This window comes from Bacillus silvicola (assembly GCF_050524305.1).
Lineage (GTDB): Bacteria > Bacillota > Bacilli > Bacillales > Bacillaceae_G > Bacillus_A > Bacillus_A cereus_AT.
Map to the genome: position 1 here is coordinate 504428 of NZ_JBNGVC010000001.1, position 13000 is coordinate 517427.

Genomic DNA, 13000 nt, shown 5'->3' on the forward strand with positions numbered 1-13000 from the left:
CATTTACAACAAAAGAAATTGGATAAAATATAGCATTACTCTTATTCTTTGAATCCTGTTCACAATATATCCATACCAATTACTTGAAAATAAATAAAAAAGAAAGGAAGAATCCTTCCTTTCTCCTATAACCTTCTACATTTAGCGAGTATATCCGCCACCAAGCTGTTGTTCTGCCATCGCTACAAGGCGTTTTGTAATTTCACCACCTACAGAACCGTTTGCACGTGAAGAAGTATCAGCTCCAAGTTGTACACCAAACTCTTGTGCAATTTCATATTTCATTTGATCTAGAGCTGCTTGTGCTCCATGTGATGCTAATTGATTAGCGTTACGATTTCTAGCCATTACCGATCACCTCCTTATATATATTAAATTGTATCAAATCCAAAATTAAATACATGGTAATTTTTGGTTATTTATAAAATAAAATAAAAGAGTCTCCTAAACGAGACTCTTTCATCATTTCACCTTATGAAGTTACTACTTCTAATTTTTTATTCGTTAATGCTCTCATTTCATCTTTTAATATATCCTTCGCATTATGTCCAAACCACTCAAGTGAAGCAAAATGTTCAGTATCTCTCACTTCCCGGATGATTTCATCATAATTTACTATACCTTCAAATAATGGAACCATTCCTATACGACTTCCAGCAGCGGCATATACATTATTTGGTTCAAACACGTGTAAATACTCCGCCGATGATATATTCTTAAAATGGTAATGTTGTATCCACGGCTTTAGTCGCTGGAAACTATCTATCGGGTCTGCACCAGATTCCCATATATGAAGAAAATCTAGGTTTATTTTCAAATATGGATGATTTACTTCTTCTAACAATTTCACAGTAGACGGTAAAGTATCCGTTAACGTGTTTGGATGTGTTTCTAATAGTACATACATATTATGCTGGGAAAATTGATCACAAATCATGCGAATTCGCTTCACATACTCTACTCTCTCTTGCCCCGAGAAATCCTCACTACCTTTTTGCCCGGCAAACGTACGAATTTTATTTGTATTAAACCAATTAGCTAGTGTTACCAGCTGTTCACATTTTTCCATCGTTTTTTGAAAATCTGCGGATAATGATATGTCCAAGTAATCACTTATCATCGTGACCTCTAAATTTTTATCCTTTAAACAATCTATTTCTCGTTCTGTCGTTTCACGCTCTTGTATATATAAATTTTGTGCATGAGTCCCCCACAACTCAATTCCTTTAAAACCGTTTTCATATGCAAATTGAACAATATCAGTAAATGAAATTAATTGATGGCGAAATGAAATTGTACATAGCGAATATTTCATAGGTTTGAACTCCCTTATCTTAAATTCAATGAACTTATATTAGTTAAAACAGACTGATTTGTTTTTCATATCTTTCCATGACAGAAACTGTTTTTCTAATTCATTCTTAATCTGCAGTTCAATTGTATTCATTTCATCAAGTTTTCCAACAATCGCTAATAACATATCTTTATTTTTTGTCATTGCCATTTTAATAGCACGGTACTGTACATTTGTAAATCCTTGTACAATCTCTTCCACTCGATCACACCAATAATCAAATTCTTGCTCCGAATATTGTAAAGTTTCACGGAAGTATGCAAAGGCATGTTCATAGCTATATTTACGTATTGCTAATACGGGTATTTGCTTTACTGCCGCTACAAGCCCGGAAAGTGAATACCCATCCTCTTCATTTACCATTTTTATTATTAATTTTTTTAATTCCATAGTTAGCTCATTATCATCCTTTTTGAATGTCTCCATGAAATAACTTTCTACCATCTCTTGTGTTGGCTCCTGAATTCCTTCTATATCAATGAAATAGCCTCCACCAAATGGGTTGCCTTTAACAGAATGGAGCACTTCTTCTCTTTCCATATTCCCTTCCCAGCGAAAATCAGGATCAAGCATGAACCATTCGTCTTCTTTCTCTGTCTTCGATATCATTAAGTAATGCGGAAACGGTTTTTGATGAAATTTATTTTCTCTCTCCGGCAATAAAGACATATCAACCATTACAATTACGTAACGATTTTCCGGTTTATTTTCTACTAATTCTAAAAATGTTTCTACATTGATACTCTTATCTTTTGAATGATCGTACCATTCGTTCACTTTAATACCATACAATTTTTCATACCAGAGCAAGTAGTTATCATGGTTAATGTTTTCGGAATGATAAGAAATAATCCCGCCTTCTGTTATATCAAAATCTCCATCCCATAATCCGAAATAAAATGGACGGTAATCTATATCGCTACGCCTTTTTATAATTTCACAAAAACAACTCACTAAACAGTGAACTTTAATTGAAGTCATACTCTCATCCACTTTCCTAAAGGTTAGTTATTCACATTTACTTCGTGTAACGGCTGCAAATCTTCCATAAAATCGAGCAAAGATCCTACAGTAAGAAACGCCTTTGGGTCTATCTCATCCTCTGGAACGCATAACTTTAAATCCATTTCTATGTATACTATGAGCTGTAACATCATTACCGAATCTATATATAAATCTTGATTTAAATGCATCGTTTCTTCTAAATGCGTTACATTTTTCAGTTCCATTTTTTCTCTCATAATGCTTAAAACTGCTTCTTTTAACATTTCACGACTCATGGTGTCATCTCTCCCATCTCTAATAACTTCCGACTTACTTTCCCTGTTTTATTTTTCGGAATCTCTGCTACATTTTCAATTTCATACGGCACTTTATAAGACGGTAAATGCTGTATGCACCATTCTCTTATTTGTACTGGTTCAATACGAGAGACTACTTTTGCTTTTACTATTTCTCCCATCACAGGATGCTTCCCGCGATATACAATTGCCTCCTGAATACCTTCTAATCGAAGCATCGTTTCCTCCACTTCTATAGGAAATACCTTTAAACCGGATACATTAATAACATCATCCATTCGCCCCATAAAATGAAGGCCTTGCTCAGATTTATACCCTAAATCTTTTGTATAAATCTCCTTTCCAGCAATTTTCACTACGATTTCTTCAGGTTCATCTTCATTTGAACCTATGTTAATACTTACATGAGGAAGTGGTTTTCCTAAATCTAAATGTGTTTCCATAGCATGACATATACTAATGCAACCAGCTTCAGAACAGCCGTACTGCTGCATCATATATTTCGTCATTCCTTTTAACTTATAAAATAGCGTTTCTGGTAATGGTGACCCTGATGTCATAATTTTATGAAACTGAAAAGTCCCTTGCGGAAAACTCCCCATAATATGTAGCATAAGTGGTACTGCATATATGATATGTTTTTCGGTATTACGAACTATATTTAATGCGAATTTAGGGTTTTTATTTGTAATGATTATAGGTTTGCTACCTCTCGTAATTGCTGATAACGTACCACAAATTAATCCATATGAATGTGAAACTGGAGCCATTACAATTGGAACTTCGTCTTCTTCACATTTTAAAGCTTCATTGTAAGCAGCAATTTCCGTTTCAATTTCCGTCCATGCTCTACGAATTAGTTTTGGCTCTCCTGTTGTGCCTGAACTATATTGTAATAAAGACGGTTCTTCTTGTAACAGATTTGGAACTTCTAATTTTGTAAAATCGTTACTTTCTCCGTATAAAAGTGCAGTACACTTTGCACGCTCTGCTATTTCAATAGCTGTATCCTTTGGCGTATCTTCATGAATAAGTAGTACAGATGCTCTTTTTACTTTTAGGAAAAACACAAGCGTAATAATATCGAATGGATTTTTCAGACAAAGTGCAAATCTATTTCCTTTTGCTTCTTGAAATTGTTCCACTCCCTCGTAACCTTGTAATCTCAATTCAAAATCATTTTTGCTAAATTCTTGTTTATTAACGATTAGCATGATTTCCCCCTGTAACAACTGATTTTTGTATTGTAAGTTGCTTTGCACTATACAACGGATTTGGAACTTCATGAACAAGTGATTCCACATCCATATATAAGCGCCGCTTCGTTAATTGCTCTGCATGAAATGTAGGTGCATATAATTGTAATGCTTCAAAACGTTCTTTCAGATGCGAAAATCTTTCAAAATGATTGTCTATTTCTTCAACAAGAATGATCCAAAATTGTTCCTCTTTCAATTGATACTCATCTGCCAGCACGAAAGCCAGTTCACCTAGATTGAACAAGAACAGCGCATCTAAAACCATTTCTTGCAAACATTCAATACGGTCCATTTCAAAGAAATCATTTTTTTGACCATTCGCATATGTTTTATGCATTTTAGTAAAGTCAGGACTTTTTTCGATTTCTTTCAAAAATGGACGATAAAACTCCAGCCCTTCATGAAAATCTTTTAGTGCAATACGGACAGGGATCCCTTCTCTATGGACGAAAATCATATTTTGACCGTGTGATTCTAATGCAATTCCATGCTCTATAACAAGATGTAAAACAGGTATTATCGCTTTTCGAATGAGTAATTGCAGCCAATTTTCTATTCCATATTTGTTTAACCATGGATCAATAATTGGTGTCCCATCTTTCTCTTTTGCATATAAGCCATTAAAGGGAATTGCATCCTCTTGAGTATCCAAATACTTACGAACGCTTTCACGCCAAATACATCCTAATGAACCATATACAGATTTCTTATTCGTATCATACGTTACACTCGAAAACTCATGTAACAAAATTATGCGCGATTCATCTCGTAAATACGAATCATTGCTTACGACATCATGTAACCAATTCGATATAGCTGGTGCACTCACAACAGAATATGGTTTTAACGTACGGAGCGTTGAAGTGTTGAGTATATTCAGCGATAACTTTACATATGGTTTCTTTGGATTCGTAACATTTCTTAACGTCCTCATAGATTGTTGCGCACAATATTCATCCTCTGATTTTCCTAAATAAATAATAAATTTATCCTGTATATGATCAGCATAATTCGGGATAATGAAATTCTCCCACTGCCATGGATGAACAGGTATAAACACGTACTGTTTTGGATTACATCCCACATTATGAATTCGTTCCAAATACTCTTCTAATTTACGCTCTCCAATCTCCTCTATTAAAATGTTGTCATAAGTCACTTCATTTTTATAACCTACACTTGAGTATTTTTTATGAGCTGCAATCCATATGAGTTTCATTGGCTGCATAAACTCATATCCGTATTGAAAATTGTCACGATATTGAAAACCGATACGTGCTTTATAACTAGGATGATAGGGATGACCATCTATTAAATGACTTTCAAACTCATCATAAGATTTTTGAGTGTATTCTTCCTTATTATCTCTTTCATATTGTGCAATCGTGTCTTTAAATATCGTTTGTTCTAATTCGTGAATAAAAGAATCTAATCTGGCTTGTTCCACGTTAACAACTCGAAAAATTTCTTCCAAAAATTGCGACACAGATTGTATTTCTTGTTGTTCATCTTGGACTCTTACTATTAATGAGTCTAAAGAAATACGACCGAATGTCATCCGCTCTCTTCCATAACATTGGTACGAAACACTTTTGTCTTCTTCATCAAGTCCTTGTATAATAAACAGAATTTGTCCTTCCTTCTCAATACGAACTGGCGTTATAATCCCCTCATAAATTAACGATTCTACTAATTGACGTAACACCCTTCTTCGCACTGAAATGTAATCTTCTGATTCGAGTGCCCTCAATATTTTCGTGTGATACATGTCCACTCTTATAAATCCCTCCACTTTATTACGAAATTCCATTATTTGTATTACGTGAAATTTTAACGCTATTTAGGAACGAACAGCCACTTCTCTAACGAGCGGATTATGTACTTGTACATAAATAGCTTGCTCTAACGGATTACTTAACTCATCGACATCGAAAAATCTCGTTAGCAAATTCGCTTTGCATGCCAACTTATCCTCGTCCAACAATTCTCTTAAAAATGTAGAAGGTTCCCGGTTATATGGAAGGAATGATTCAAGTACAGACCTTAATTCAGAAAGTAGAATTTCCTCCTTAATTAACCCTGCTGTACCAAAACCGTTAATAAGTCCAAACATATGATTAAAAATTAAATAGTAACGAAACCTTTCATCTACAATATAATCGTCATATAAATTTCCAGTACGTTCTCCAATACCAGCTAGCTCATTATTAAGTATCTCTTTCATTGAATTACAGAAATAAAACCCTTGATTATCACGGAAATAATATTTTACTGGATAACCATCCTTTAGCTGAACAACGCTATTTTGCTGATGTGCCTCTAATCCAACTCCATACTGTAAATACATCCATACCATCGGCTTTAAAGAAATATTCATATATCGTCTAAACCACTCTAAACTTACCTCTTCACAGCTTCTACTTTCTAAATCTGCTAGGCGATGGATGATATTCGATAAACGATTACGTTCTCCAGGTATAGCGTCTTGAACTAACCCAGCAATTAATGTAGCGTCATTTGCATGTTCACTATAAAAAGGATTCTCTCGAATAATCACTTCAAATCCAGATTCTTGTGTCCCATAATTTAATGTAATAAAGGCTGGGTCACAAATAAAATCAAAACCTGGAAACCTTTCTCGTACTTCACCAATTGCCGTATTTAACATTTCCTTCCCTTCAAGACCACTCTCAAGTTCTTTCAATTTATTAATACGTATTGAATTCGTTACTTTCACTGGAAATGAAAACTTAAGCATATACTTCGAATCAGGATGATATAGCGTTCTCAGTGATGATGTTGCCATATAATACTTGCCTATAGGACCAACATACTCAAGCAATTCTTGATCTATCCAATCCTGTACGTAAGATTGGTGTAATAGCCATTCTGCTTGAAGCGGATGAATAGGAATTAATGAATACCCATCTTCCTTACAGTACTTCTCTATAAATTCCTTACTAACTATCTCATCATTACTTAATTCTTCTTTTATAATTGTTGTTGTAGAATCTGATAATAACGATTTTTCATTTACTATACTTTTATGTGCCCGAAAATAATGAAGCTGACATTCTCCTTTTAATTCTGGAGAATACATTGCACTTTTCCAATCCAATATACCCTGTCTACTCTTTGGGGTAGGATGAGTTAAATGCCCAAATAATAAAGACTGCTCCGCTTCTATAAAAGTTGTATGGAAACCATATAATGCAGATGTATCTTCTGTTCTACCTTTTGTAAATTCCTCAATATTTTGGCAACTACGAATGACTCGAAGCATAAGTTCAGCAGGATTCGTACCTTCTCCATAGTTGATAGACATCTCTTTTATTAAAAACGTAATAACTGTAACATAATCTGCTTTTATAACAGTTTTGCACTCTCCAATTTGATAATAAAACTGTTCTCCAAACAAATGGCGATCTGTTGATGATTTATATAAAACTTCTCCATACAAAGTAACGTTCTGTGCTGATAACCGACAACATAAATATGTGGGGACTGTATCTCTATTTAACGTATTACTGAAGATACTTTCCATTCTTTCATCCCCTGTAATCCATTCTCCACTCCCTGTTTCTCTTAAATAACAGTTTAAAAAGCTTTGTATTGTTGCATGTTCTGCGATTTGTTTCGCATGCTGCATACTGGTCCTCCTCTTTATATTAAAGCTATCGAAATTTTATTTAATAAACAATAATTGAATATCATTATCAATTATGATTCTAATTGAATATCATTATCAATTCAAGGGTATGTTTCAGAATTTTTTCATCTGACCGAATTTTTATTATTTTTCAACATATCTTTAATCTCATTAAAAACATGATTAAAAATATCTTCCTTTCAAACTAATTACTTAATATTTTCTGCATTTTTCATTATTATCGATCCAAAACAAGCAAGCAGGTATACTAAACGTATACCTGCTTGCTTGTTTACATAATATTATTATTTTATATTGAATCCTGTAATTTTTTATATAAAATATTCAAATCTCTCCAGCAATACGCTGTTTCTTCTACCTGTACTCTCTCTAAAAATTTCTTATCAATTTTTTCAGGGTTAAATTTTTCATAAAACGTTTTACAAGAATTATTAGTAACGACCCAAACTAAAAGAGATTGCATATCATTTTTTATACATTCTGATAGCAATGCTTGAAATAACTTTTGGCCTATTTTCAGTCCTTGATACTGTTGTAAAAGGTAAATTGCATATAATTCCCCATCACAATTATATGTACCGCTCCTTTCAACTCCCCCATCAATGAATCCGATTATAGTTCCATTTAATGTCTCTGCTACAAATCTAAATTGATGATTACCTTCTTTTTGAAAAATGCTTTCCCACTGTTTTTCTCGTTGTTCATATGTTATATTATCTAAAATTTCATTAGCGAATATCCCTTTATACGTTGTTTTCCAACTATCAGCGTGTACCTTTGCTATACCTGATATATCATCTTTTATCGCTCTTCTAATATGTACCTCCATCATTTTCTCCCCCTTGTTTACTCCTCATTATATCAATTTTTTTCCTTAAAAATCCAAATAAAAAAGAGTGAATTCACTTCACTCTTTTTTATCTACTTTCAACTTCAACTGAGACAACACGATCAATCTCTTTTAGAGAACTGTATAACTCAGTTGTATATAAATCTTCTGGAGCTAAAATAACCATCTCCAATTGCTGAAATGCTCCATTATCAATATCTTTAATTTTCACTCGTTTCACATGCATACCTAAATTTTTTATTTGCTTAAATATACCATCTAATTCTTGATGCTCTTTTACAGTAATTTTTATAGATAAGTCCTTTTGTCTTAATGAATACGGGCCTGCAATTTTCACAATTTGAGGAAGTACGTTAATTGCTAAAATGATTAAAATCATAGCAACCGTCGCTTGTATATAAAATCCTGCCCCAATTGCAATACCTAGTGCAGAAGCAGCCCATACCATAGACGCAGTCGTTAACCCTGAAATAACGTCATTACTTCTTCGTAAAATTACCCCCGCTCCAAGAAAACCGATACCACTAACAATTTGGGCAGCTAATCGCATTGGATCCATATTCGTATGACCCGGTACAGAATATACATTTACAGATTCAATTGAAACCATTGTAATTAAACAACTTGCTACAGAAATAACCATACTCGTTTTCACACCAAGCGGTTTATTCTTTAGCTGCCTATCTATCCCGATGAATAATCCTAAAAAGAGTGCTAAACCTAATTTGAATAAAAATTCATATGACATATTTCATTCTCCTTACTTTACAATGTTTTCCTTCGAATAATACACTATAACTCTTTTATGATATCAATTCCAGTCTTTTCTATTCATCCAGCAACAAAAGCCGAAAAAACATTTTTATTACAATGTTTTTTCGGCTTTTTCTATAGTTTTTTATCGAGATTAAGATACTCCTTTATTTCTGTTCTTTAATCTTAATCTGTGCATCTTTGTAAAATGCTAATTTACTGTCATTATACTCTTTTGTATGTTTGTTAAATTGTTCTTTCGCCTTTTGAGCTTCCACATTTAACTCATTAACAGTTTTAACTTTTTCACCAATTTCTTTTAACTTCGTTTCTTTTACTTTTAATTTTTCATACAGCTCTTTTTCATTCGCTAACGCCTTCGTGTAATCCTCATTCATTTTTTGGAATGCTTCATAACGGTTTTTATACGACTCTTCTACTGCTTTAGCTTGTTTTTGTAATTTCTTATCTTCAAGCTTCTCTATATTGCTTTGAACTGATTTCGTCTCCTTCTGAGCTTTCTCTAACAGTTCTTTCTCGTTTTTCAATACTTTCTCACGTTCATTTACATTTGCAGTAGCTTCCTCTATCTTCTTCGTGACTGCTTCATTATGTTCTTTACCCTCTTGTAAAATTTGAGAATATAGTTCTTGCCCTTGCTTTTCTAATTGCTCTAACTTTTTCGTATCATCAGCTAACGATTTTTCTTGTGTCGCTGCTGTTTCAAAAGCCGTATATAAATTTTCTTCTGGTTTTTCACCGAAACAACCTGATAATAATCCTACTGATAATGCTCCAACTACTGCTACTTTTCCATACTTCAACTTCAATTCCTCCAATTACATACGGTTATCGTGCCAGAAATTTACTGGGAAGTGATTCTCTTCATGGTATGCTTCAAATTCATAACCTTTTTCTTTTAGACCCTTTAAAATTGCTGGTACAGCAGCAACTGATTGCGGGTGAATGTCATGCATTAAAATGACCTCTTGCGGTTTTGTTGCACCAGCTAATACATTTTGAGCGATTTGCGCTGCCGCTGCATCAACTGGTACTTTATTGTATTTCCAGTCTAAAGAATCAATTGTCCAGTCCCACACTTTTAAACCATCCTCAACTACTTTATTTCGGAGACCTTCATTTAAACCAGGCATCGATCCGTATGGAGGACGTGTTAATTTAGGGGCTTTCCCAATAATATTTGCGATTAAGCCTTGATCTTCTTTCATTTCATTAACATACTCGCCATTTTTATATAACTTCGCAAAATTGTGTGTCATACTATGCATTCCAACATAATGTCCTTCTGCATTTTCACGTTTTACTAAATCAGGAAACTGTTTCACATTCGCACCAATTAAAAAGAATGTCGCCTTCGCATCATGCTGTTTTAACATATTCAATAATTCAGCCGTATATTTTCCTGGCCCATCATCAAATGTAAGGTAAGCAACTTTTCTTTCCTGTCCATTAAAACGACTTGGTGCCGTTTTATTCATTTCAACTTTCGGTTGTTCACTTGCAAGCTGTATTACATTTTCTTGTTTCGCAACAGCTTTTGCTGGTGAAGTAATTGATTGAAACATAAAATACCCAATAGCTACTGTTGCAATCGCTATTATAACAACTACTACTTGTTTAATTTTAAAAGCCTTTTCCATTCTATCGAATTCCTCTCCCTATTAATCTTATATATAAATCACCCAATATAATTATACATCTATTTATTTTTATTACACTATATAAACATACTTTATGTAAAAATTATAGTGGGAGTGTTATCAAAATTGTTGTTCCTACTCTTTCTCTACTTGTAATACTAAGCGTACCACCATGAAGATCCACCATTTTTTTGACGATAGCTAATCCAATACCTGCGCCTTCAATATGGTTATTAATCTGATAAAATGACTGCTCTATAAATGGTAGATGTTCTTTAGCAATTCCAATACCTTGATCTGTCACCTTAATCACGGCTTTTCCTTCACTTTTGGCCGCTTCAATGTAAATTGTACCTTTTTCATTTGAATATTTAATAGCATTATGAATAATATTTAGAAAAACTTGTTTTAATCTATTTTGATCTCCTACTAGTTCTACTCGTTCTAAATTAGCAACTAGTTGAATCTGTTTCTCTTCTGATTTAGGAGTTAATTGCCAAATCGTCTCTTCTAGTATATCGTACAATTGCACTTTTTGTTTATATAAATTAAAATGATTTGACTGCAATCTTGAAAAATCTAGTAACTCTTCTACTAAATATATCAATCGGTCTGTTTCACCTGAAATAATTCCCATACCTTGCTTTATTTCTTCATCTGTTAAATGATCTACTGTTTTTAACGTCTCACTCCACCCTTTAATTCCTGTTAAAGGTGTTCGTATTTCATGCGAAATAGAGGCAATAAATTCATTTTTCATTTGCTCAGCTTTTTCTATTTTATCGGCCATATAATTTAAACTATGTGCTAACTCACCTAATTCACCAGGATAATCTTCTTTAATTTGCTCCTTTAATGTACCTTCTGCAATTTGCGAAGAAGCATGAATAATAGATTCGAGAGGTTTCACAAACGAATTCGCCAATCGTCTACTTATTAAAAATACGATACCTGAGATGACAATTCCAACTGAAATAGTAAACATAATAATTTCAATAATCTTTGCATTTACATCCGTTAAAACAATCATATATTTCAAAACACCGATAGTTTGTCCTTGATGAATAAGTGGACTAAACACTTCTAACTGTTTCACGTTATCTTTCGTAGTAGTAACTTGATGATACATTTCCCCTTCTAGTAAAGAATACGGAATAACTACTTTACCTTCTACCTTTTGTCCACTGGACGACTGTATAATCGTACCGTGACGATCCATCAATTGTAATTCCGTTCCTTCTAATTGGAAACTCTCAATTATTTCTCCACTATATTCTTGCAATCGAATAAAATATAGTGAATTGTATTCCGAGAAAAAACGTGTACTTGTCTTTGCATGAGATTCAACATATTGCACAATACTATTATAATAATATCGATAAATTGAAACTGAAAATGCTACTTCAAATAATACAAGCATTAGTGTAATGACCGTCATAAAATATAAAGTCACTTTCCGTCTCATCTTATAGTTTCCTTCCACACATATCCTTTTCCCCACACAGTATGGATAAACTCTGGTTCTGACGGATTATATTCTATCTTTTGACGTAACCGTCTCATATTTACATCGACTACTTTCGTCTCGCCTACGTAATTAGTTCCCCAAATCATATTTAAAATTTCATCACGCGAAACCGGCTTCGAAGCCTGATTCATTAAATACTGTAGTATCATGTACTCTGTAGGGGTTAAATCAACTAATTGTCCACCTTTATATAATCTTTCTTCTATGATATTTAACGAAAACGGACCAGACGTGATTGTATTCGTTGTTTCTTCATGTACTTCTATCCTTCTTAATAAAGATTGTATACGTGCAATTAATTCTACTGGACTAAACGGCTTTGCGATATAATCATCTGCACCAATTCCTAGCCCCTGTACTTTATCTTCATCTTGTACACGCGCTGTTAACATAATAATGCCCATTTTTTTATTTTCTTCCCGGATAGCTTTACATACTTGAAAACCATCAATCCCCGGTAACATAACATCAAGTACCGCTACATCAACAGTATGTTCACTTAAAATCTGTAACGCTTCTTCTCCAGTACTAGCTTCTAATACATAAAATCCAGCACGTTTCAAATTTAAGACAATAAAGCTACGGATTGGTATTTCATCTTCTAAAACTAAAATTGCTGACATA

The 13000-nt window shown here is 33.5% G+C and carries 13 protein-coding genes; all 13 read right to left on the reverse strand.

The genetic code is table 11. The annotated features are described in order from the left end of the window. Positions 1–141: 141 nt before the first annotated feature. The 13 genes from ACP6L7_RS02630 to ACP6L7_RS02690 all read right to left on the reverse strand — a co-directional run bounded on the left by ACP6L7_RS02630 (position 142) and on the right by ACP6L7_RS02690 (position 12999). Positions 142–348, reverse strand: a complete 207-nt coding sequence (locus ACP6L7_RS02630) for an alpha/beta-type small acid-soluble spore protein (protein ID WP_000113539.1) — start codon at positions 346–348, stop codon at positions 142–144. 124 nt (positions 349–472) lie between these two features. Further along, entirely contained in the window at positions 473–1315 is an 843-nt protein-coding gene (locus ACP6L7_RS02635) for a sugar phosphate isomerase/epimerase family protein (RefSeq protein ID WP_430528884.1), read from the reverse strand. Between the two features lie 39 nt (positions 1316–1354). Next, on the reverse strand, positions 1355–2335 hold the full coding sequence (locus tag ACP6L7_RS02640) for a DUF6005 family protein (protein WP_141533548.1): 981 nt from the start codon (positions 2333–2335) through the stop codon (positions 1355–1357). Between the two features lie 23 nt (positions 2336–2358). Then, positions 2359–2634, reverse strand: coding sequence for a petrobactin biosynthesis protein AsbD (asbD, locus tag ACP6L7_RS02645; protein ID WP_097829786.1), 276 nt, complete (start codon positions 2632–2634; stop codon positions 2359–2361). Continuing rightward, entirely contained in the window at positions 2631–3869 is a 1239-nt protein-coding gene (locus tag ACP6L7_RS02650) for an AMP-binding protein (RefSeq protein WP_097829787.1), read from the reverse strand. The genes asbD and ACP6L7_RS02650 overlap by 4 nt, the downstream gene beginning before the upstream one ends. Beyond that, on the reverse strand, positions 3856–5694 hold the full coding sequence (locus ACP6L7_RS02655; RefSeq protein WP_141533551.1) for an IucA/IucC family protein: 1839 nt from the start codon (positions 5692–5694) through the stop codon (positions 3856–3858). Before ACP6L7_RS02655 ends, ACP6L7_RS02650 begins: the two co-directional genes overlap by 14 nt. Before the next feature lie 60 nt (positions 5695–5754). Further along, complete coding sequence (locus ACP6L7_RS02660) at positions 5755–7563, reverse strand: IucA/IucC family protein (protein ID WP_097829789.1); 1809 nt, start codon at positions 7561–7563, stop codon at positions 5755–5757. 310 nt (positions 7564–7873) lie between these two features. Then, positions 7874–8416 carry a GNAT family N-acetyltransferase gene (locus tag ACP6L7_RS02665; RefSeq protein ID WP_097829790.1) on the reverse strand — a complete coding sequence of 181 codons (543 nt, stop codon included), beginning with the start codon at positions 8414–8416 and terminating at the stop codon, positions 7874–7876. An 85-nt stretch (positions 8417–8501) separates the two neighbouring features. Then, a complete protein-coding gene (locus ACP6L7_RS02670; RefSeq protein WP_000119498.1) occupies positions 8502–9182 on the reverse strand; it encodes an MgtC/SapB family protein in 681 nt (226 codons plus the stop codon). Positions 9183–9354: 172 nt separating this feature from the next. Beyond that, positions 9355–10011 (reverse strand): YkyA family protein, encoded by a 657-nt coding sequence (locus ACP6L7_RS02675; protein WP_071745653.1) that lies wholly within the window; start codon positions 10009–10011, stop codon positions 9355–9357. Between the two features lie 15 nt (positions 10012–10026). Further along, entirely contained in the window at positions 10027–10848 is an 822-nt protein-coding gene (locus tag ACP6L7_RS02680) for a peptidoglycan-N-acetylglucosamine deacetylase (RefSeq protein ID WP_071745654.1), read from the reverse strand. A gap of 103 nt (positions 10849–10951) precedes the next feature. Next, positions 10952–12313, reverse strand: coding sequence for a sensor histidine kinase (locus ACP6L7_RS02685; RefSeq protein ID WP_097829791.1), 1362 nt, complete (start codon positions 12311–12313; stop codon positions 10952–10954). Continuing rightward, a complete protein-coding gene (locus tag ACP6L7_RS02690) occupies positions 12310–12999 on the reverse strand; it encodes a response regulator transcription factor (RefSeq protein ID WP_097829792.1) in 690 nt (229 codons plus the stop codon). Before ACP6L7_RS02690 ends, ACP6L7_RS02685 begins: the two co-directional genes overlap by 4 nt. Position 13000: the final 1 nt, after the last annotated feature.